18 protein-coding genes, 2 tRNA genes and 1 pseudogene are annotated in these 20,127 nt (G+C 71.4%); 5 read left to right on the forward strand and 16 right to left on the reverse strand.

Annotated elements, in window-relative coordinates; all coding sequences use genetic code 11:
* Positions 1-67: 67 nt before the first annotated feature.
* The 9 genes from ruvA to pgsA all read right to left on the reverse strand — a co-directional run bounded on the left by ruvA (position 68) and on the right by pgsA (position 7,283).
* Complete coding sequence (ruvA, locus tag ACIREO_RS17080; protein WP_404110299.1) at positions 68-694, reverse strand: Holliday junction branch migration protein RuvA; 627 nt, start codon at positions 692-694, stop codon at positions 68-70.
* A complete protein-coding gene (ruvC, locus tag ACIREO_RS17085) occupies positions 691-1,224 on the reverse strand; it encodes a crossover junction endodeoxyribonuclease RuvC (RefSeq protein ID WP_033304357.1) in 534 nt (177 codons plus the stop codon). The genes ruvA and ruvC overlap by 4 nt, the downstream gene beginning before the upstream one ends.
* Positions 1,225-1,343: 119 nt before the next feature.
* Positions 1,344-2,096 carry a YebC/PmpR family DNA-binding transcriptional regulator gene (locus ACIREO_RS17090; RefSeq protein ID WP_404110302.1) on the reverse strand — a complete coding sequence of 251 codons (753 nt, stop codon included), beginning with the start codon at positions 2,094-2,096 and terminating at the stop codon, positions 1,344-1,346.
* 60 nt (positions 2,097-2,156) lie between these two features.
* Positions 2,157-2,789 (reverse strand): pyridoxal 5'-phosphate synthase glutaminase subunit PdxT, encoded by a 633-nt coding sequence (gene pdxT / locus ACIREO_RS17095; RefSeq protein ID WP_404110305.1) that lies wholly within the window; start codon positions 2,787-2,789, stop codon positions 2,157-2,159.
* Between the two features lie 6 nt (positions 2,790-2,795).
* The gene (gene pdxS, locus ACIREO_RS17100) at positions 2,796-3,716 is read right to left on the reverse strand and encodes a pyridoxal 5'-phosphate synthase lyase subunit PdxS (protein WP_404110307.1); all 921 of its coding nucleotides are present in this window, start codon (positions 3,714-3,716) and stop codon (positions 2,796-2,798) included.
* A gap of 160 nt (positions 3,717-3,876) precedes the next feature.
* On the reverse strand, positions 3,877-4,422 hold the full coding sequence (locus ACIREO_RS17105; RefSeq protein ID WP_404110310.1) for a hypothetical protein: 546 nt from the start codon (positions 4,420-4,422) through the stop codon (positions 3,877-3,879).
* Between the two features lie 97 nt (positions 4,423-4,519).
* Positions 4,520-5,680: a glycosyltransferase family 4 protein gene (locus ACIREO_RS17110; RefSeq protein WP_404110312.1), complete on the reverse strand. Its 1,161-nt coding sequence runs from the start codon at positions 5,678-5,680 to the stop codon at positions 4,520-4,522.
* Positions 5,677-6,600 (reverse strand): phosphatidylinositol mannoside acyltransferase, encoded by a 924-nt coding sequence (locus ACIREO_RS17115; protein WP_404110315.1) that lies wholly within the window; start codon positions 6,598-6,600, stop codon positions 5,677-5,679. The genes ACIREO_RS17110 and ACIREO_RS17115 overlap by 4 nt, the downstream gene beginning before the upstream one ends.
* A complete protein-coding gene (gene pgsA / locus ACIREO_RS17120; protein ID WP_404110318.1) occupies positions 6,597-7,283 on the reverse strand; it encodes a phosphatidylinositol phosphate synthase in 687 nt (228 codons plus the stop codon). The genes ACIREO_RS17115 and pgsA overlap by 4 nt, the downstream gene beginning before the upstream one ends.
* A 277-nt stretch (positions 7,284-7,560) precedes the next feature.
* On the opposite strand from pgsA, the gene ACIREO_RS17125 reads away from it, so the two are divergent.
* Together ACIREO_RS17125 and ACIREO_RS17130 are read left to right on the forward strand one after the other, a co-directional pair.
* Complete coding sequence (locus tag ACIREO_RS17125) at positions 7,561-9,786, forward strand: elongation factor G-like protein EF-G2 (protein WP_404110320.1); 2,226 nt, start codon at positions 7,561-7,563, stop codon at positions 9,784-9,786.
* A 156-nt stretch (positions 9,787-9,942) separates the two neighbouring features.
* Positions 9,943-11,613 (forward strand): hypothetical protein, encoded by a 1,671-nt coding sequence (locus ACIREO_RS17130; protein ID WP_404110322.1) that lies wholly within the window; start codon positions 9,943-9,945, stop codon positions 11,611-11,613.
* 24 nt (positions 11,614-11,637) lie between these two features.
* On the opposite strand, the gene ACIREO_RS17135 is transcribed toward ACIREO_RS17130, so the two are convergent.
* Positions 11,638-12,210, reverse strand: coding sequence for an HIT family protein (locus ACIREO_RS17135; RefSeq protein ID WP_404110324.1), 573 nt, complete (start codon positions 12,208-12,210; stop codon positions 11,638-11,640).
* 66 nt (positions 12,211-12,276) lie between these two features.
* Here ACIREO_RS17135 and ACIREO_RS17140 point away from each other — a divergent pair, with 66 nt between their 5' ends.
* Positions 12,277-12,954, forward strand: coding sequence for a potassium channel family protein (locus tag ACIREO_RS17140; protein WP_404110327.1), 678 nt, complete (start codon positions 12,277-12,279; stop codon positions 12,952-12,954).
* A gap of 36 nt (positions 12,955-12,990) precedes the next feature.
* On the opposite strand, the gene thrS is transcribed toward ACIREO_RS17140, so the two are convergent.
* Both thrS and ACIREO_RS17150 read right to left on the reverse strand, forming a co-directional pair.
* Entirely contained in the window at positions 12,991-14,967 is a 1,977-nt protein-coding gene (gene thrS, locus ACIREO_RS17145) for a threonine--tRNA ligase (RefSeq protein WP_404110330.1), read from the reverse strand.
* A gap of 104 nt (positions 14,968-15,071) precedes the next feature.
* A pseudogene (locus tag ACIREO_RS17150) lies at positions 15,072-15,400 on the reverse strand (hypothetical protein); the annotation flags it as partial.
* A 193-nt stretch (positions 15,401-15,593) separates the two neighbouring features.
* Here ACIREO_RS17150 and ACIREO_RS17155 point away from each other — a divergent pair.
* Positions 15,594-16,319: a 3'-5' exonuclease gene (locus ACIREO_RS17155; RefSeq protein WP_404110332.1), complete on the forward strand. Its 726-nt coding sequence runs from the start codon at positions 15,594-15,596 to the stop codon at positions 16,317-16,319.
* Between the two features lie 62 nt (positions 16,320-16,381).
* Here the strand turns inward: ACIREO_RS17155 and ACIREO_RS17160 are convergent.
* Together ACIREO_RS17160 and ACIREO_RS17165 are read right to left on the reverse strand one after the other, a co-directional pair.
* A tRNA-Val gene (locus tag ACIREO_RS17160) sits at positions 16,382-16,453 on the reverse strand.
* Between the two features lie 39 nt (positions 16,454-16,492).
* Complete coding sequence (locus ACIREO_RS17165; protein WP_404110333.1) at positions 16,493-16,939, reverse strand: SRPBCC family protein; 447 nt, start codon at positions 16,937-16,939, stop codon at positions 16,493-16,495.
* Positions 16,940-17,028: 89 nt separating this feature from the next.
* Here ACIREO_RS17165 and ACIREO_RS17170 point away from each other — a divergent pair, with 89 nt between their 5' ends.
* Positions 17,029-19,449 carry an SCO7613 C-terminal domain-containing membrane protein gene (locus ACIREO_RS17170; protein WP_404110336.1) on the forward strand — a complete coding sequence of 807 codons (2,421 nt, stop codon included), beginning with the start codon at positions 17,029-17,031 and terminating at the stop codon, positions 19,447-19,449.
* A gap of 301 nt (positions 19,450-19,750) precedes the next feature.
* Here the strand turns inward: ACIREO_RS17170 and ACIREO_RS17175 are convergent, their stop codons facing one another.
* Both ACIREO_RS17175 and ACIREO_RS17180 read right to left on the reverse strand, forming a co-directional pair.
* A complete protein-coding gene (locus ACIREO_RS17175) occupies positions 19,751-19,876 on the reverse strand; it encodes a hypothetical protein (RefSeq protein WP_404110338.1) in 126 nt (41 codons plus the stop codon).
* Positions 19,877-20,020: 144 nt separating this feature from the next.
* A tRNA-Val gene (locus ACIREO_RS17180) sits at positions 20,021-20,092 on the reverse strand.
* Positions 20,093-20,127: the final 35 nt, after the last annotated feature.

Here is a 20,127-nt window from a genome sequence, read left to right on the forward strand (position 1 = left end):
CCTCGGGTGTTTCGGTGCCGGTCCGTGCGGTGCTCCGGCCGGCGTACGGGGCGCGTGGCCCCTCGGGTCAGCGTGCGCGGTTGAGTGTCTGCAGGGCGGCGCGCAGCAGCTGCGGCACGGGAGCCTGGCCGCCCTCGGCGATCGCGGCCTCGGCCTGCGGTGCCACCGCGGTCACCGCCTCGTCCGCCTCGCGGGTGGCGTAGCCGAGGCCGATCAGGGCCGCCTGCAGCTGGTCGCGCCAGGAGCTGCTGACGGCGGTGCCGATGCCCTGCTGCCCGATGTGCGCGCCGAGCGGTTCGCCGAGCCGGTCCTTGAGCTCGAGGAGGAGCTTCTGGGCGCCCTTCTTGCCGATGCCGGACACGGCGGTGAGCGCCTTCTCGTCACCGGTGGCGACGGCGATGCGCAGGGCGTCCGGGCTGTGGGTGGCGAGCATGGCCTGGGCGAGCCGGGGGCCCACACCGCTGGCGGTCTGGAGCAGCTCGAAGATCTGCCGCTCGTCGTCGTCCGCGAAGCCGTAGAGGGTGAGCGAGTCCTCCCGCACGACCAGGGACGTGGCCAGTCTCCCCTCCTTGCCGATCCGCAGACCGGCGAGGGTTTCGGGAGTGCACTGGACGGCCATGCCGATGCCGCCGACCTCGATCACGGCCGTGGCCGGGCCGAGGGCGGCCACCGGGCCGGAGACGAAGGCGATCATGCGGTACGGCCTTTCAGCGTGCGGTGGGCGGCGACGGCCTGCTGCAGTCGGTTCTGCGCGGGCGCGCGCCAGATGTGACAGATGGCGAGGGCGAGGGCGTCGGCGGCGTCGGCGGGTTTCGGTGGCGCGTCGAGCCGCAGCAGCCGGGTCACCATGGCCCCGACCTGGGCCTTGTCGGCGCGTCCTGATCCGGTGACGGCGGCCTTGACCTCGCTGGGGGTGTGCAGGGCGACCGGGATGCCGCGGCGGGACGCGCAGAGCATGGCGACGGCGCTGGCCTGGGCGGTGCCCATCACCGTACGCACGTTGTGCTGGCTGAACACCCGCTCCACGGCGACGAATTCGGGCCGGTGCTCGTCGAGCCACCGCTCGATGCCCTGCTCGATGGCGACGAGCCGGTGGCCGAGCTCCGCGTCGGGCGGGGTGCGCACGACTCCGACGCCGACCATGGTGAGCGGCCGGCCGGCGACTCCCTCGACGACTCCGACGCCGCACCGGGTCAGCCCCGGGTCCACACCCAACACCCGCATGAATGGGCCCCCTCCGCCGCTCGGTCATCTGTTCCCGCAGGCTATCGGCTACCACTGACAATGCGACGGGCCGACGGGGTGTGTCCCGTCGGCCCGTCGGTGCACTGCGTGCCGCCGCCTCAGGCGTCGACCTTCTCCATGACCTCGTCCGAGACGTCGAAGTTGGCGAAGACGTTCTGCACGTCGTCGCTGTCCTCCAGCGCGTCGATCAGCTTGAAGATCTTGCGCGCGCCCTCTTCGTCGAGCTCGGCCTGCATGGTGGGGACGAAGTTGGCCTCGGCCGAGTCGTAGTCGATGCCGGCCTCCTGCAGCGCCGTGCGGACCGCGACCATGTCGGTGGCCTCGCTGAGCACCTCGAACGTGTCACCGAGGTCGTTGACCTCCTCGGCGCCGGCGTCGAGCACCGCGCCGAGAACGTCGTCCTCGCCCAGCTCGCCCTTGGGGACGATCACGACACCCTTGCGGTTGAACAGGTACGAGACCGAGCCCGGGTCCGCCATCGAACCGCCGTTGCGGGTCATGGCGACGCGGACGTCGGACGCGGCACGGTTGCGGTTGTCGGTGAGGCACTCGATGAGGACCGCGACGCCGTTCGGACCGTAGCCCTCGTACATGATCGTCTCGTAGTCGGCGCCACCGGCCTCGAGACCGGCACCGCGCTTGACGGCCGAGTCGATGTTCTTGTTCGGGACCGAGCTCTTCTTGGCCTTCTGAATGGCGTCGAAGAGGGTCGGGTTGCCGGACAGGTCGGCACCGCCCGTGCGGGCCGCGACCTCGATGTTCTTGATCATCTTCGCGAAGAGCTTGCCGCGCTTGGCGTCGATCACGGCCTTCTTGTGCTTCGTCGTAGCCCATTTAGAGTGGCCGGACATCTGCCTTCTCCTTCCCGTCACCAAATCGATCCGAACCCGAGAGATCCTACCGGGACCGGATCAGCCCGCGGCGCGCACCATGTCGGTGAAGAGTGCGTGCACCCGGTGGTCGCCGGTCAGTTCCGGGTGGAACGACGTGGCGAGGGCGTTTCCCTGGCGTACGGCCACGATATGCCCGCCGTGCACCGCGACGACCTCCGCGCGGGCACCGACGGACTCCACCCACGGGGCCCTGATGAAGACGCCGTCGACGGGCCCGCCGGGCACGCCGTCGACGTCGACGGCCGCCTCGAAGGACTCGTTCTGCCGCCCGAAAGCGTTACGTCGCACGATCATGTCGATACCGCCGACCGTCTCCTGGCCGGGCATGGGGTATCCCCTGCTCGAACGGAGTTGAGAGCTTGGGGAAGGGTCGAGGATCTTGTCGGCGAGCAGGATCATGCCGGCGCAGGTGCCGTAGACCGGCATCCCGGCGGCCACCCGCTCGCGCAGCGGTTCCAGCATGCCGAAGAGGACGGCCAGCTTGGACATCGTGGTGGACTCGCCGCCGGGGATGACGAGCCCGTCGACCTCGGCGAGCTCCTCGGGCCGCCTGACCGCCCTGGCCTCGGCGGACACCGAGGCCAGGGCGGTCAGATGCTCCCGTACGTCGCCCTGGAGGGCCAGGACTCCGATGACAGGGGTGTCGGTCATCGGTCCTTACCAGCCGCGGTTGGCGTAGCGCTCGCCCTCGGGCAGCGTGTCGCAGTTGATGCCGACCATGGCCTCGCCGAGGTTGCGGGAGGCATCCGCGATGATCTTCGGGTCGTCGTAGAAGGTGGTGGCCTTCACGATGGCGGCGGCGCGCCTGGCGGGGTCACCGGACTTGAAGATGCCGGAGCCCACGAAGACGCCCTCGGCGCCGAGCTGGCGCATCAGGGCCGCGTCCGCGGGGGTGGCCACGCCGCCGGCCGAGAACAGGACGACGGGCAGCCGGCCGAGCTCGGAGACCTCCTTGACCAGCTCGTAGGGAGCGCGGAGGTCCTTGGCGGCGGCGTACAGCTCGTTGTTGTCGTAGCCGCGCAGCCGGGCGATCTCGTTCTTGATCTGGCGCAGGTGACGGACCGCCTCGACGACGTTGCCCGTACCCGCCTCGCCCTTCGAGCGGATCATGGCCGCGCCCTCGGCGATACGGCGCAGGGCCTCGCCCAGGTTGGTGGCGCCGCAGACGAAGGGGGTGGTGAAGGCGAACTTGTCGCTGTGGTTGACCTCGTCGGCCGGGGTGAGGACCTCGGACTCGTCGATGTAGTCGACGCCCAGGGACTGGAGCACCTGGGCCTCGACGAAGTGGCCGATGCGGGACTTGGCCATGACGGGGATGGAGACGGCCTCGATGATCTCCTCGATCATGTTGGGGTCCGACATCCGGGCCACGCCGCCGTCCTTGCGGATGTCGGCCGGCACCCGCTCCAGCGCCATGACGGCCACGGCGCCCGCGTCCTCGGCGATCTTCGCCTGCTCGGCGTTGACGACGTCCATGATCACGCCGCCCTTGAGCTGCTCGGCCATGCCGCGCTTGACTCGGGCTGTGCCGGTGGCCGGGGTCTCGGCGGACTGCGGGGTGGTGGGAAGCGTGGACACGGATCGACCTCACTGTGGTGGAGAGACGCTGGATGGTGCAGCACCGAGCAAACGCTCCGGGAGCGGTCCACAGCAAGGGCCAATGAACACCCCGTGGACCGCTCCGCTCTCCTCCCGGCCGCCGGCCGGTCCGTCTCCGGGCAGCCGGCCCGGTCCGCTCTCAGCTGCCGGGCCGGTCCGCCAGTGCGACGGGCGGCTCGTCGTCCATCTCGAACGCGAGCGGGAACGGGGCGTGCCCCGCGAGCCGGAACAGCCGCACCGTCCGGTGTCTGCGCAGCGCGCGGGCGGCGCGCACCGAGTCGTTGTGGAAGCGGCGGGCCATCGGTACGCGGCGTACGGCGGCGGCCAGTTCCTTCGCCGTGTCCTCGCCGCCCGGGAACTCCTTCACCGCCTCGACCTGCGCCGTCTCACCGAACACGGCTCGCAGGGCGGTGCTCAGCTCGCTCTCGGCGACCTCGCGCTCCTCCTCCTCGGCCTGCCGCGCCGCGTGTGCGGCCTCGTAGAGCACGATCGACGCGGCGGGGTCCAGGACCCCGGCCGTGGCGAGTTCCTGGGTGACCGAGGCACGGCGCAGCAGCTGGGCGTCGAGCGCCGCCCGGGCCGCGTCGATTCGGGCGTGGAGCCGGTCGAGCCGCCCGGCGGTCCAGCTGAGATACAGGCCGATCGCGATGAGCGCGACGACGGTCCAGATGAGGATTTCGATCACGGGCGGCAAGGCTACCGTCGGAGGCCCCCGTCCGGACCCGCCGGTACGCCCCGGGCCTGCCGGGCGGGCTCACCCGGCCCGCGGAAGCTCCGGGCGCTCAGTCCCTGGCGAGGCCGAAGCGTGACCGGAGCCCGGTGCGTTCGTCGGTGTCCACGGCCGCCGCCCCGTCCGTCACCGTCTCGTACACCGACAGGATGTCCGCGCCGACCGTCGTCCAGTCGAAACGGCGTACGTGCGCGCTGCCGCGTTCCCGCAGCCCCGCACGCCGCTCCGGGTCGCCCAGGAGCCGGATCGCCGCCGAGGCCAGCGCGTCCGCGTCCTCGTTGGCGAACAGGTCACCCGCGGCTCCCTGGTCGAGCACCTGAGCGAACGCGTCCAGGTCGCTGGCGAGGACCGGCGCGCCTGCCGACAGGGCCTCGACCAGGATGATGCCGAAGCTCTCACCGCCGGTGTTCGGTGCGACGTACACGTCGACGCTGCGCAGCAGCCGCGCCTTGTTCTCGTCGCTCACCATGCCGAGGAACTCGACACGCGAGCGGAGTTCCTTCGGCAGGGAGGCCACCGCCTCCTCCTCGTCACCGCGCCCCGCGACCAGCAGCCGCGTCTCCGGGCGGGCGGCGAGGATCGTGGGGAGCGCCTTCATCAGGACGGGCAGTCCCTTGCGCGGCTCGTCGATGCGCCCTATGAATCCGAGTGTGCCGCCCTGCCACTCGGCCTTCGGCTCGGCCCGGGCGAAGAAGTCCACGTCGACGCCGTTGGGGATGACCACGGCGTCCCCGCCGAGGTGCTCGACCAGGGTCCGCCGGGCGTACTCGCTCACGGCGATGCGCGCGCTGAGCTTCTCCAGCGCCGGCTGGAGGATCGGGTACGCCGCGATCATGACCCGGGAGCGCGGATTGGACGTGTGGAACGTGGCCACGATCGGCCCCTGCGCCGCCCAGCAGGTCAGCAGGCCCACCGAGGGCGTGGTGGGCTCGTGGATGTGGATGACGTCGAAGGTGCCGTCGTTCAGCCAGCGCCGGACCCGGGCGGCGGTCATGAAACCGAAGTTCAGCCTGGCCACGGAGCCGTTGTACCGGACGGGCACGGCACGGCCCGCGGACACGACGTACGGCGGGAGCGGCGTCTCGTCGTCGGCGGGGGCGAGCACCGAGACCTCGTGGCCGAGGCGGATCAGATGCTCGGCCAGGTCGCGGATGTGGAACTGCACCCCGCCCGGAACATCCCAGGAGTACGGGCAGACGATGCCGATCTTCACGGTGATTCCCCCTGGGGGTCCAGATCGGAGAGCCAGAGCCGCTGCAGCATGTGCCAGTCCTCCGGATGCTCGGCGATCCCGGTGGCGAAGGCGTCGGCCAGCGCCTGTGTCATGGAGGACGTCTTCTCGGCGCGGGTGCCTGTCCCGGGTTCGGCGACAGGCGGGTGGATCTGTGCCCGCATGACAGGGGTGCCGTCGTACCAGAGGGTGACGGGCATCAGCAGGGCACCGGTCTGCTGGGCCAGCAGCGCCGGTCCTGCTGGCATGCGCGCGGTGTCGCCGAAGAAGTTCACCTCGACGCCGGACACCGACAGATCGCGGTCGGCTACGAGACAGACCAGGCCTCCGGCCCGCAGCCGCCGGGCCAGGGTCCCGAACGCGGCCCCTCCGCTGTGCGGCAGGACCTCCATGCCCAGGCCCTGGCGGTAGGCCACGAACCGGTCGTAGAGGGTTTCGGGCTTGAGCCGCTCGGCGACCGTCGTGAAGGGCACCTTCAGGTCCGTGGTGACCCACGCGCCCGCCAGGTCCCAGTTGGCCAGGTGCGGCAGCGCGACGACGACTCCCCGGCCCTCGTCGAGCGCCTTCGTGAGCCGGTGGGTGTCACGGACCTCGATGGACGCTCTGATGCGCTCCGGGCTCCAGGTCGGAAGCCGGAAGGACTCCATCCAGTACCGCATGTACGAGCGCATGCCGGCCTTCGACAGCTCGGCGAGCCGGGCGGCGTCCGCGTCGGGCACCACCCGGGCGAGGTTCGACTCCAGCCGCAGCACGGACTTCCCGCGCCGTTTCCACACCTGGTCGGCCAGGGTGCGGAAGAGCGCGGCGGCGGCCGGCTCCGGAAGCTTCTTGACCGCGCCCCAGCCGAGGCCGTAGAGCCCGTCGGTCAGCCGTCCCTTCAGGTCGGATCCGGTACCGCTCACTGCGCGGCCTCGCTCCCCTGTCCCGCCGTCCCGCCCTGGGCGGAGGCCGCGGCGGCATCGGCCTCGGCCGACTCCCTGCGCACGGTCACCACCCGCTGGACCAGCGTCACCAGGCTGCCCGCGGCGACGATCCACAGCGCGATCGGCAGCAGGACCTGGATCCCGGGCACCCCGAAGCCGTGCAGGCCGGCGAGGCCTGCCGCGACCAGCGAGATCACGAGCCGCTCGGCGCGCTCCACCAGCCCGTTCACCGCGACGGGCAGACCGATCGACTCGCCCCGGGCCTTCGTGTACGAGACCACCTGACCGCTGGCCAGACAGAAGATCGCGACCGCGCACAGCACGTTGTCGTCGCCGCTGCCCGCGTACCAGAGCGCGAACCCGGCGAAGATCGCCCCGTCCGCCACCCGGTCGAGGGTCGAGTCGAGGAACGCGCCCCACCGGCTGGAGACACCGGCCTGCCGGGCCATGTTGCCGTCGACCAGGTCCGAGAAGACGAAGACCGTGATCACGATCGTGCCCCAGAAGAACTCCCCCATCGGGAAGAAGACCAGCGCACCTGCCATCACTCCGGCCGTACCGACGAGTGTGACCGCGTCGGGACTGACTCCCAGGCGGAGCAGCAGAGCGGCGAACGGTGTGAGGACACGCGTAAAAAATGCACGCGCGTACTTGTTCAGCATGGCCTTCCCGACGTTCGGTGGGCGCCGCGGCCCTTTCGGCCATCGGCTGGCCCATCGTAGTCACGAGCCGTGCCGTGCAACGGCGGGGCACCCCGTCCCGCCGGATGTCCCGGAAGTCATGCTCGGCCGTGTGCGACGTATGGACGGCTTCCGGTACGGGTGAAAAGCTCGAATGACCGCGGGCGTCGCCGAAGCCGCCGCGGCGGCTCCGTCCTGCCCGTGCATCCACTCCCCCAGCTCTTGCGGCACTGCGCCAACCGATCGGGAGGCACGCATCATGGGCGACAGGACACATACGCACACCGGAGCCGCCGGCAGAGCGGCGACGGCCGTCCGGCCCGCGTCCGTACGGAACGTGGTGCTGGTCGGCCACAGCGGCTCGGGCAAGACCACTCTGGTCGAGGCCCTCGCGCTGACGGCCGGGGCACTGAACCGGGCCGGCCGGGTCGAGGACGGCGCCACCGTCTCCGACCACGACGAGATCGAACAGCGCCGGCGACGTTCCGTGCAGCTCTCGCTGGTCCCCGTCGAATGGGGCGGCTACAGGATCAACCTGCTGGACACCCCCGGCTACGCCGACTTCGTCGGGGAGCTCAGGGCCGGTCTGCGCGCGGCGGACGCGGCCCTCTTCGTCGTCTCGGCCGCCCAGGAGGCCGACGCCGTGGCAGGAACCACCCGCGCGGTCTGGGAGGAGTGCGCGGCCGTCGGGATGCCACGGGCGATCGTCGTCACCCACCTGGACACCGCGCGCACGTCCTTCGACGAGATGACCCGGATCTGCGGCCGGATCTTCGGGCACGACGACCCCGACGCCGTGCTCCCCCTCTATCTGCCGGTGCAGGGGCCCGAGGGCCCGGACGGACACCCCCCGCTCACCGGGCTCACCGGACTCCTCACCCAGCGGGTCTTCGACTACTCCTCGGGCGAGCGGCAGGAGACACCGCCCGCCGGCGATCAGCGGGGACCGCTCCGGGAGGCCCGTGACCGGCTCATCGAGGGGATCATCGCCGAGAGCGAGGACGAGACGCTGATGGACCACTACCTCGGTGGTGGGGAGATCGGCGTCACGACCCTCGTCGACGATCTGGAACGCGCGGTCGCGCGCGGCTCCTTCCACCCTGTCCTCACCGCCGCGCCCGCCGCCGACGGCGCCCGCCAGGGAATCGGCACCGTCGAGCTCCTCGACCTGATCACCCGGGGGTTCCCCTCCCCCGAGGAACGCACGCTGCCCGCCGTCACCACCCCGGACGGCGCCCCGCGCCCCGCCCCCGTCTGCGATCCGGCGGCGCCGCTGGTCGCCGAGGTCGTGAAGACCGCGTCCGACCCCTACGTGGGACGGGTCTCCCTCGTCCGCGTCTTCTCCGGCACCCTGCGCCCCGACGACACGGTGCACGTGTGCGGCCACGGCCTCACCGGCCCCGGAGGGGCCACCGGCCCCTGCCACGAGGCCGACGTGCGCGTCGGGGCTCTCTCCGCGCCTTTCGGCAAACAGCAGCGCCCCCTGGACAGCTGCGTCGCCGGAGACCTGGCCAGTGTCTCCAAGCTCGGCGGGGCGGAGACCGGGGACACCCTCTCGGGCAACGGTGCCCCGCTGCTGATGGAGCCGTGGAGGATGCCGGACCCGCTGCTCCCGCTCGCGGTCCGAGCCCACAGCAAGGCCGACGAGGACAGGCTCTCCCAGGGACTGGCGCGCCTGGTCGCCGAGGATCCCACCATGCGTCTGGAGCAGAACCAGGACACCCACCAGGTCGTCCTGTGGTGCATGGGCGAGGCACACACGGACGTCGCGCTGGAACGCCTGCGCAGCAGGTACGGCGTGCAGGTCGACGCCGAGCCCCATCGCGTGCCGCTGCGTGAGACGTTCGCCTCCCGGGCGCTCGGGCGGGGCCGGCACGTCAAGCAGTCCGGCGGCCACGGCCAGTACGCCATCTGCGAGATCGAGGTCGAGCCGCTGGCGCCCGGTGCGGGCATCGAGTTCGTGGACAAGGTGGTGGGCGGTTCGGTGCCGCGGCAGTTCATCGCGTCCGTGGAGAAGGGCGTACGCGCCCAGGCGGCCCGTGGCGTGGCGGCCGGGCACCCGCTCGTCGACGTACGCGTCACCCTGCTCGACGGGAGGTCCCACTCGGTGGACTCCTCCGACGCCGCCTTCCAGACAGCGGGCGCGCTGGCGCTGCGGGAGGCCGCGGCCGACACCCGTGTCCAGCTTCTCGAACCCGTCGCGGAGGTCGGTGTCCTGATTCCGGACGACTACGTGGGGGCAGTCATGAGCGATCTCGCGGGTCGCCGTGGACGGGTCGTCGGCACCGAACAGGCAACCGGTGAACGCACGCTCGTGCGCGCCGAGGTGCCGGAGATCGAGATCGGCAGGTACACCGTCGACCTTCGCTCCCTGACGCACGGCACCGGACGGTTCGACCGGGCGTACGCCCGGCACGAACCGATGCCTCCCCAGCTCGCCGACCGCATCCGCGAATCGGCTGAAACCGGAGCAAAGGTGAACTAGCCGCCCGGACATGGCGGCTTTCGCCCGTCCCCGGCCTCGTCGGCGGGCTGGCTCGCCGCCCGGACGATACTCTGTGGGCCCAGCTCAGAAGGTGTGCGAAGTACGGTAGTTGGGAACAGCCGCAGGAGCAGACCGTGCGGGCGAGTGGGGGCGGCAGTGGCCAACGACGGATTCGATTTCTCTCCCGGAGCGCAGATCCCGCTCCAGGGTTCGGGGGGACAGGCGGTGGCGACCAACGCCCTCGCCTCCGCCGCGTACCGCGACAGCGATGTGGCGGAGATCCTCAAGGCCAACAGCGAGTGGCACAAGTCCGAGGTGAAGACGGGCGAGTCCAAGCTGTTCAAGTCCGGCTATTTCAAGCCGAATCTCGGTGAGGCGTTCTCCCGGGCCGTCCAGGAGCGCATGCTCGGCGGCGACCGCAAGGCGCTCATCCAGTCCTTCGGCACGGACCCGCAGACCGTCGTCGAGCACTGCCTGTCCGCGACCCGGCTGCGTAAGGCGCGCGACTCGAAGCTGACCCTGATCACCGCTGTCTTCGGCTTCGTCTTCCTGCCCGGCCTCGTCCTCTGGGTCCTCGCCTTCCGGCTGCGCGACGCCCTCAACAAGTCCAAGGACAAGTTCTTCCAGGCGCTGGGCGGGTTCCTGCTCCTGGTGCTCGGCGGCGCCGCCGCGTTCTTCCTGATCGTCATGCCGCTCACCGGCTTCCCGGCCCTCTACCTCCGCGCGGCCGCCGTCGCCCCGCTGATCGGCTGGCTGCTCGCGAAACGGATCGCGGAGACCTCGGTCAGGGACCTGCGCGCCCGCTGGGACGGGCTCCTCTCCGGGACCGGCGTCAGCGCCAAGATCCCCGAGGCCGTGCCCAAGAACCCCAACGAGACCGCCCGCGAGGCCCTGCGTCAGGGCCTGGAGAAGCTCTCCGCCGAGCAGCAGTCCAACGCCGTCTTCTACGCCGGCCCCAAGGGCATCCTCGGCATGGGGACCCGCTGGGGCAGCTGGCAGCTCGCCGAGGAGCTCACACCGCAGGACCCCACCAAGGAGATCCACCAGTTCCGGAGCTGGGACGTCGTGCGGGCCATCCACGACCAGCTGAAGATGCTGGAGCGCGGCCCCCTGAACACCGGCGGCTTCCCGACGCCCTCGGTCAAGCACTGGGTCGTCTCCCCCGTCGGCGAGAACGCGGACTCCGTCTCCCGTCCCGAGGGCGAGGACGTCGCCACCTTCCAGATCAAGCCCCACGAGATACAGCGCATCTGCAACCACCAGCAGTTCGGCAGCGGCAACCGGCACTACCTGGGCGTCCAGTTCACCCTCTGGGACGGCCAGCTGGTGATCACGATGCTGATCACCGTCACCGTGCTCCACGAGACGCTGCGGATCGAGGTCACCGGGCACGCGCTGGGCCCCGTCCACGGACTCTTCCTCACCAAGCCGGAAGCGGCGACCAAGACGGTGAAGAAGGCCGTCAGGTTCTGGGAGACCCGCAAGATCACCCTCCCCCTCGTCAAGGCGAGCGAGGTCGTCAGGCTCGCCCTGCGCGCGCCCTTCACCTGGTATCCGCCGCTGCTCGACTACCTGGGCGGCAAGATCGTCCTGCCCGAACCCTTCGGCCTGCGGCACGCCTGGGCGGCCAAGCCGTGGGGCCACCGCTTCATGGCCGACGACGCCATGCGGACGGCCACCCCGGTCCTGCGCGTCGTCCACTCCGCGACGATGCGTGTCCTCAAGGAGCACGGCGTCGACACCGAGCGCTTCGACAACCGCTCCATGATCCTCAGCGGCCTGGTCCAGGACCCCGCCCCGAGGAAGGCCGACGTCTACGACGCGTGACCCCGCCCGGGACGGGCCTCCCGCTCAGACGGACAGCGGCTCGGCCGGCCACACACCGGCCAGCATCGTCCGGGTGTCCCCCAGCAGCTGCGGGAGCACCTTCGTGTGCCCGACGACCGGCATGAAGTTGGTGTCCCCGCCCCAGCGCGGCACCACATGCTGGTGGAGGTGCGCGGCGATACCCGCACCGGCCTCCGCACCCTGGTTCATCCCGATGTTGAAGCCGTGCGCCCCGGAGGCGGCCCGCAGCGCGACCATGGCGCGCTTCGTGAAGTCGGCCAGCTCGGCGGTCTCCCGACCGTCGAGCTCCGTGTAGTCGGCCACATGCCGGTACGGCACCACCATCAGGTGTCCGCCGTTGTACGGGTACAGATTCAGCACGGCGTAGACCCGCTCGCCCCGGGCGACGATGAGCCCGTCCTCGTCGGACTTCGAAGGAATCTCGCAGAACGGACAGCCGTCCCCGGCTCCCGGGCCGCTCGGCTTGCTCTCACCCTGGATGTAGGCCATCCGGTGGGGCGTCCACAGGCGCTGGAACGCGTCGGGCGTCCCCACTCCGATCTGCTGTTCCGGCTCACTCGTCATGCCGGTCAGCATATTGCGTCACTCCTGCCGCGCGTGTCGCCGGGGGCGACCCCACCGGCGCACGGCGATGCTGACGCCATGAGCGTCCGTCCCACGGCCCCCGCCCCCGACCGGCTCAAGGACTGGGAGCAGCGCACCGAGGTGCCGCTCTTCGCCGCTGCGCTGGTCTTCCTCGCCGGTTACGCGGTCCGCGTCCTCGCCCCCGTGGGCGCCCAGCCCTGGCGCGACATCGCCCTCGCCCTCGTCTCCGCCACCTGGCTGCTCTTCGTCGTGGACTACGGCGTGCGGTTACGGCTCAGCGGCCTGGGCCTCCGATTCGTGCACCGCCACTGGCTGGACACAGCGGTTCTGCTCCTGCCGCTGCTGCGCCCGCTGCGCATGGTCAAGGTCTACACGGCGGTCCAGCAGCGCAGGCAGGGTCCCGGGATGAGTCTGTACGCCCGGGTGATGACGTATGCGAGCCTCTCCGCCGCGCTCCTGGGTTTCTCCGCGGCGCTCGCGGTCTACCACCAGGAGCGGGGGGCGCCCGGCTCCACCATCCGCACGTTCGGCGACTCGCTGTGGTGGGCGTGCGCGACGCTCACCACGGTGGGCTACGGCGACGCGGTGCCGGTGACCCCGGTCGGCCGGGTGATCGCGGCGTTCATGATGGCGTGCGGGCTGGCTCTGCTCGGGGCGGTGACGGGGTCGTTCTCGTCGTGGCTGGTGGAGGTGTTCCAGCGGGAGGACGAGAAGAGGCCCCCGGGGAGCGCGTAGCTCTCCGGGGGCCTCATCGGCCTCAGGGGGCGGGGATCACACCTGCACGCGACGCTCCACCACGTCGACGAGCTTGGCGATCGCCTCGTCACGGGCGATGCCGTTCTCCTGCGACCCGTCGCGGTAGCGGAAGGACACCGTGCCCGCGTTCATGTCCTCGTCACCGACGATGATCATGAACGGCACCTTGGCCTTCTGGTGGTTCCTGATTTTCTTCTGCATCCGGTCGGACGAGGCGTCCACCTCGACCCGCAGCCCCTTCTTCCGCGCCTCGGCGGCGAACTCCTGGAGGTACGGGATGTGGGTGTCGCCGATCGGGATGCCGACCGCCTGGACCGGGGCGAGCCAGACCGGGAACGCGCCCGCGTAGTGCTCCAGGAGCACCGCGAAGAAGCGCTCGATGGAGCCGAACAGGGCGCGGTGGATCATGACCGGGCGCTGCTTGGTGCCGTCCGGGCCGGTGTACTCCAGGTCGAAGCGCTCCGGCAGGTTGAAGTCGAGCTGCACGGTCGACATCTGCCAGGTACGCCCGATGGCATCTTTGCACTGCACCGAGATCTTCGGCCCGTAGAACGCGGCGCCGCCCGGGTCCGGGACCAGCGGGAGGCCCTGCTTCTCCGCGACCTGACGCAGCGTCTCGGTGGCCTCTGCCCAGGTCTCGTCGCTGCCGACGTACTTCTCCGGGTCCTTGGTGGACAGCTCCAGGTAGAAGTCGGTCAGGCCGTAGTCGCGGAGCAGGTTCAGGACGAAGGTGAGCGTCCGGTCAAGCTCCTCGGCCATCTGCTCGCGGGTGCAGTAGATGTGCGCGTCGTCCTGCGTGAAGCCGCGCGAGCGGGTCAGGCCGTGGACGACACCCGACTTCTCGTACCGGTACACCGTGCCGAACTCGAAGAGGCGGAGCGGCAGTTCACGGTAGGAACGGCCACGCGCGTCGAAGATCAGGTTGTGCATCGGGCAGTTCATCGGCTTGAGGTAGTAGTCCACCCCGTCGTCGAGCTGCATGGGGGGGTACATGCCGTCGGCGTACCAGTCGAGGTGGCCGGACTTCTCGAAGAGCTTGCCCTTGGTCGCGTGGGGGCTGTAGACGAACTCGTAGCCCTCCTCCTCGTGGCGGCGCCGCGAGTAGTCCTCCATGGCCCGGCGGATGACGCCGCCCTTGGGGTGGAAGACGGCGAGGCCGGGCCCGATCTCGTCGGGGAACGAGAAGAGATCCATCTCGGTGCCCAGGCGGCGGTGGTCCCGCTTGGCCGCCTCCTCCAGGAACGTGAGGTGAGCCTTGAGCTCGTCCTTGGTGGGCCAGGCGGTCCCGTAGATGCGCTGGAGCATCGGGTTCTTCTCGCTGCCCCGCCAGTACGCCGCCGCGTTCCGCATCAGCTTGAACGCGGGGATGAACCGGGTGGTGGGAAGGTGCGGGCCCCGGCAGAGGTCACGCCAGCACAGTTCGCCGGTCTTCGCGTCGAGGTTGTCGTAGATGGTCAGCTCGCCGCCGCCCACCTCGACGTCCGCGCCGTCGTCCGTGGAGGCGGAGCCCTTGATGCCGATGAGCTCCAGCTTGTACGGCTCGTCGGCGAGCTCCTCGCGGGCCGCCTCGTCGGTGACGACACGCCGGGAGAACCGCTGGCCCCGCTTCTGGATCTCCTGCATCTTCTTCTCGATGGCCTTGAGGTCCTCGGGCGTGAACGGCTTCTCGACGTCGAAGTCGTAGTAGAAGCCGTCCTTGACCGGCGGGCCGATGCCCAGCTTGGCCTCGGGGTGCAGCTCCTGCACGGCCTGCGCCATCACGTGCGCGGTGGAGTGCCGCAGGATGTTCAGGCCGTCCTCGGAGGAGATCTCGACGGGCTCGACGACCTCGCCGTCCTTGAGCTCGTACGCGAGGTCCCGCAGCTCGCCCCCGACCCGCGCGGCGACGACGGTGCGCTGCCCGGGGAAGAGCTCGGCGGCCGTCGTGCCCGTCGTCACCACATGCTCTTCCCGCTCGGAATCGCGTTGGATGATCACACGGACGTCTGACACCGGTCTCTCCTGACTGAGGGGGTGCGTCGCTTTCCTCTTTTGCGCGCGCAGGAGGAATCGTACCGAGCCGAGGGGCCTCGACGCGAAAGGGATACCGGGGCCGCCTACTCCTCGTCCCCCGTGCACGCCTCCTCGAAGAAGTCGACGTTCCCGTGGAGCGGCTTCATCAGCCTGTCCCGCTCCGCCTCGTCCACCTGTACGGGCGTGACCTGCGAGGCACCGCTGAGCCTCCGGAAGCCGCCCCAGCCGCACGACCACTCCGGTGATCCGTACGGGAACGGCGGGTTCCTCCTGCGGATGGCGCACTCCTGCCAGCCGCAGGGCGGGAAGATCGCCCCGGGGAGAATCCGACAGGCTCGGGGCTCGCGGGGCAGCCTTCGGGTGTTCCGGCGGCCGGCGCCCGGGCGGCGTGATCCTGGCGCCCGTGAGCGCCATGGCTCCGCGCCTTCCGGCTGCCGACCGGTTGCCCGGTCTCCGCCGGCGGGCTGGTCAACTTCCGTGCCCGTCACTTGTGTTGTCACCGCAGGAGCCGGGCCGTGAACGGCGTATCCGGCATACGGCGCGGGTATCACCGAACCGGGCAGAGGAATCCCGTCATCTGCCGCGCAGGTGCGAGGAGTTCGGGGATGATGCAGTGGTTCGAGGGGCCGCTGGCCGCTTTTGACACCGAGACAACAGGCGTGGATGTCGAGGAGGACCGGATCGTGTCGGCCGCTCTCGTCGTCCAGGACATGGCGGGCGGGCGGCTCCGCGTCACCCGCTGGCTCGTCAATCCGGGAATTCCGGTGCCGCCGGGCGCCACCGAGATCCATGGTCTGACCGACGACCATCTGCAGCGCAACGGCCGGTGGCCCGCGCCGGTCATGGAGGAGTTGGCCCGGGCGCTGGCGGAGCAGTGTGCGACAGGACGGCCGCTGGTCGTGATGAACGCGCCGTTCGATCTGACGCTGCTGGACCGGGAGCTGCGTCGGCACCGGGCGTCGTCCCTGGCCGGCTACATGGGGAACAAGCCGCTGTGTGTGCTGGACCCGCGGGTGCTGGACAGGCACCTGGACCGTTATCGCAAGGGCCGTCGCACGCTGACGGACCTGTGCGAGCTGTACGGGGTGACGCTGGACGGCGCTCACGACCCGGCGGCCGACGCGGCGGCGTCACTCGAGCTGGTGCGCGCGGTGGGGCGGCGTTTCTCCGCCCGGCTGGAGCGGCTGTCACCGGCGGAGATGCACTCGCTGCAGGCGGTGTGGCACGCGGCTCAGGCGCGCGGGCTCCAGGCGTGGTTCGAGAAGAACGGTGCGCCGGAGGCCGTGGATCCGGCGTGGCCGTTGCGTCCGGAGCTCCCCGCGGCGGCCTGACCGGCACCGGGGTACGCGAAAGCCGGCCCGTCGATGACGCTGACGGACCGGCTTTTCCCGGGTGGGCGATACTGGTTTCGAACCAGTGACCTCTTCGGTGTGAACGAAGCGCTCTCCCACTGAGCTAATCGCCCGGGAACGGGTTGAACCATACAGGGCCCGGCGGCCTGCGTTCAAACCGCTTGGAGCCATGCCGCCAGTCCGCGGCGTCCGGCGCGCATCATCAGGGTGTGGTTGGCGCGGAAGACGAGGCGCCCGGGGACGGCGAGCCGGCGCAGCAGCGCCCTGCGCACGTCGGACTCCTGCTCGTACGCCACGCGGCTGCCGCCCTCGTGCGGGGTGACGGTCCAGCGCGACCAGCCTTCGAGGTCGCCGCTCATCGCTGCTTCGAGTGTCCGTGACGCGGGGTCGTTGCGACGCTGCCGCAGCGTCAGGACGAGGTCGTACGGGAGGGACGAGCGGAAGCGCGCCCTGGCGGTGGAGTCGTCGGTGCGGCTGGTCTCGCGGACCTGCGGCCACCACCGGGGGTAGTCCTCGACGCGTTCCAGGGCGGCGTACACGGTGTCGGGCGGCGCGGGCAGTTCCCAGACGCTCGTGAAGCGGTAGTGGTTCCAGTCCATGCTTCCAGTCTGCGCGTTCCCCTACTCAGACGCGGAACTGAGTAGGGGAACGCATGCACGAGTGTGTGGTGGCCGCCACACTCCGGTACATGAGACATGTGCCGCCGCCCGCCGAGGAATTGACTCTCCTCGATCATGAACTGGCATGGCTGGACGCCCGCCGGCTGCAGTTGCTGAGCCGTCGCGCCTGGCTGCTGAGCGTGCAGCGCGCGCCGGCCGCTCCGTCCCCTCTTCCGGCGCCCGCCGCCCGGCCGTACGCCACTGCCGTTCCGTACGCCCCGGCGGCGCCCGCGCACGGTACGCAGAACGTGCTGCTGGTCCTCGGTGGTCTGCTGCTGACGGTCGCGGCGGTCGCGTTCACCCTGTTCAGCTGGGGCGAGATGGGCATCGCGGGCCGTTCGGCGGTGCTGGCGGCGGTGACGGCGGGCGCACTGCTCGCGCCGGCGCCACTGCTGGCACGCAAGCTGCCGTCGACCGCGGAGGCGGTGGCCGCCCTGGCCCTGGTGCTGACGGTGCTGGACGCGGTCGCCCTGCACGCGGTCGCGTCTCCAGAGACGGACGGGCTCGTGTTCTCGGCGGTCGCGTCGGCGGTGCTGGCGGCGGTGTGGGCCGTGTACGGGCTGCTCCTCGGCCGGCTCAGGGTGCCGCTGCCCGCAGCCGTGGTGGCGGGGCAGGTGCCGCTGGTGCTGACCGCCTGGGCGGCGGGCGCGTCCGCGTCCGGCTTCGGCTGGGCGCTCCTGGTGACGGCGGGGGCGGACGTCGCGGTGGCGCTGCGGGGCCGGGGGCTCGCGGCGCGGGTCACTGCGGCCGTGGGGGCGTCGGTGACCGGGGCGGTCGCGCTGCCGATCGGTCTGGGGCTGTCCGTGTCCGCCGATGGCCCGCTCGCGGCGGTGGGCCCGGGGGCACTGCTGCTGGCGGGTGCGGGGGTGGCCCTGTCGGGGACGTGGCGCGCGCCGAAGGAGTGGGCGGTGGCCGCAGGTGCGGTGGCGGGTCTGGCCTCCGTGGCAGCGGTGGGCGGTGTGCTGCGTACGGGACTGCCGTGGAACTGGTCGGTCGTGGTGTATCTGCTGTGCGGCATCGCGTTGTTGCCGGTGCGGCGGCTCCGGGTCCCGGAGCCGGTGGTCCGGGGTGTGCTGGGGGCGTCCGCGGCGGTCGCGGCGGGTGCCCTGGTGTGGGCGTTGCCTGTGGTGGCCGCGGTGCTGCTGGGGCCGGTGTCCGTACTGGCGGATGTGTGGTCCGGGGCGCCGGAGGGGTTCCGGGGGGCGCTGGGGCCGTCGATGCGGTGGTCCGCGTCGGCCGCTTCCCCGGTGGTCCTCGCGCTGGTGGCGGGTGTACTGGCGGCACTGTGTCTCGGACGGGTGCGGGGGACGTCCGTGCCGTCTCCTCCGAGGTGGCGGGTCGCCGCGGGGGCCGGGGCGACGGTCCTGGGCTGGGGTGCGGTGCCGGCGCTGCTCGCGGTGGCCGGTGTGCCGTACGCGGTGGCGGTGGCCGTGGAGCTGCTCCTGGTGGCGGGGCTGCTGGCGCTCTCGGTGCGGCGGATCTCCGGCGCCGTCTCGATGACCTCTCTGGTGTGCGGCCTCGTGGGTGCGGTGAGTGCCGGGCTGCTCGCGCTGGCCGCCGAGCCGGCCACGTACGCGGTGTTCGGGGTCCTGCTGGTGCTGTTCGCGGGTGCGGCGGCCCGGTCGAAGGCGGTCGTGGCGCAGTCGGTGCTCGCCGTCGGTTCGGTGCTGTGCGCGATCGTGGTGGCTTCGGCCGCGGGGGCGTCGCTGGGGTGGAGCGCCCCGCAGTCGGCTCCGGTGGTGCTGGCCGTCCCGGCGGTGACGGTGCTGCTCGGGGCCCGGCTGCGGGTCGCCGCGGTGGCGTTGTCGCTGGAGGCGGCGGGGGCGTTCGGCGCGCTGGTGGCCGTCGGGCTCGCGCTGACGGACGCGCCGTTCCTCGCGCTGGTGCTGTCGCTGTGCGGGGTGCTGGCAGCCGGGACAGCGGTGCGGGCCGAGCGCCGGCCTGCCGCTGGATACCTCGCGGCGGCGCTGTTCGTGGCGGCGACGTGGGTGCGGCTGGCCGTTTCGGGGGTGGCGGCCCCCGAGGCGTACACGCTGCCCGTGTCCGTGGCCGCGTTCGTGGTGGGTTGGCTGCGGTGCCGCAGGGGCCCGGCCGTGTCCTCCTGGGTGGCGTACGGTCCGGCCCTCTCGATGACGATGGCGCCGAGCCTGGTGGCGGCGTGGACCGATGCCGGCTGGCTGCGGCCCCTGCTGCTGGGCGCGGCGGCTCTGGTGGTCACGCTGGCAGGCGCCCGGCTCCGGCTTCAGGCCCCGCTGGTGCTGGGCGGTTCGGTCCTGGCACTGGTCGGCCTGCACGAGCTGGCCCCGCACGTGGTGCAGGTGCTCGACGCGCTTCCCCGCTGGGCGCCCCCGGCGCTCGCCGGGCTGCTGCTGCTCGCGGTCGGTGCGACCTACGAGCAGCGGCTGCGCGACGCGCGCCGGGTGCGGGAGAGCCTGGGACGGATGCGTTAGGGCATCTTGTCCCCAGGGGCGAGGAGGGGCTCGCCGGAGTCGACGTCGGCGCACATCGGGTCACCGACGCATTCGTCGGCGGGCGCGGCCGGAGCGCGGTAGGCCTACCGGAGTCAGAGGTCGCGTGAGAGCTCCGAGTCGTCCCAGGCGTGGCAGTCGGCTCGTAGCGCGCTGGTGGCGGGCGGGGTAGTGAGCTGCCGCGGGGCAGGAGTGAGTGGGAGTGCCTGGCAGCGGTGCGGTGTTGGGTGCGGGCCGCCCCGGTCGGCATACGTGTCCTGGCCCGGGCCGTCGTGGCGGCGGCTCAGGTCCATGGGTTCGGGCGGGAGAGCCCCGAGCCGCAGCCGGCCGCGGTCAGGCCGAGACCGGCCGCAGAGAGGCCGGCCAGCTTCAGCATCTGCCGCCGGTCCATGCCGTTGTTACGAGACATAGCACACGCGCGTCAACGGTTAGGACGAAATTTCGGCGACCGGACGACGGGGCGAACAATGGCACCGGGCGGCGGTGGCGGGACCACACGGAAACGCCGATGACCCGGAAGCTTCTCAGGAGCTTCCGGGCCATCGGTCCGGGGTGGGCGATACTGGGTTCGAACCAGTGACCTCTTCGGTGTGAACGAAGCGCTCTCCCACTGAGCTAATCGCCCCGGCGCACCGCACACATTACCCCATGTCAGCGGCG

It is taken from the genome of Streptomyces sp. NPDC102441, from assembly GCF_044765585.1.
GTDB lineage: Bacteria > Actinomycetota > Actinomycetes > Streptomycetales > Streptomycetaceae > Streptomyces.

Bases quoted from the DNA above. Each gene is read 5' to 3' on its own strand.
- ruvA (WP_404110299.1), bottom strand. From the start codon at position 694: ATGATCGCCTTCGTCTCCGGCCCGGTGGCCGCCCTCGGCCCGGCCACG.
- ruvC (WP_033304357.1), bottom strand. From the start codon at position 1,224: ATGCGGGTGTTGGGTGTGGACCCGGGGCTGACCCGGTGCGGCGTCGGA.
- ACIREO_RS17090 (WP_404110302.1), bottom strand. From the start codon at position 2,096: ATGTCCGGCCACTCTAAATGGGCTACGACGAAGCACAAGAAGGCCGTG.
- pdxT (WP_404110305.1), bottom strand. From the start codon at position 2,789: ATGACCGACACCCCTGTCATCGGAGTCCTGGCCCTCCAGGGCGACGTA.
- pgsA (WP_404110318.1), bottom strand. From the start codon at position 7,283: ATGCTGAACAAGTACGCGCGTGCATTTTTTACGCGTGTCCTCACACCG.
- ACIREO_RS17125 (WP_404110320.1), top strand. From the start codon at position 7,561: ATGGGCGACAGGACACATACGCACACCGGAGCCGCCGGCAGAGCGGCG.
- ACIREO_RS17135 (WP_404110324.1), bottom strand. From the start codon at position 12,210: ATGCTGACCGGCATGACGAGTGAGCCGGAACAGCAGATCGGAGTGGGG.
- ACIREO_RS17140 (WP_404110327.1), top strand. From the start codon at position 12,277: ATGAGCGTCCGTCCCACGGCCCCCGCCCCCGACCGGCTCAAGGACTGG.
- ACIREO_RS17155 (WP_404110332.1), top strand. From the start codon at position 15,594: ATGATGCAGTGGTTCGAGGGGCCGCTGGCCGCTTTTGACACCGAGACA.
- ACIREO_RS17165 (WP_404110333.1), bottom strand. From the start codon at position 16,939: ATGGACTGGAACCACTACCGCTTCACGAGCGTCTGGGAACTGCCCGCG.
- ACIREO_RS17170 (WP_404110336.1), top strand. From the start codon at position 17,029: ATGAGACATGTGCCGCCGCCCGCCGAGGAATTGACTCTCCTCGATCAT.
- ACIREO_RS17175 (WP_404110338.1), bottom strand. From the start codon at position 19,876: ATGTCTCGTAACAACGGCATGGACCGGCGGCAGATGCTGAAGCTGGCC.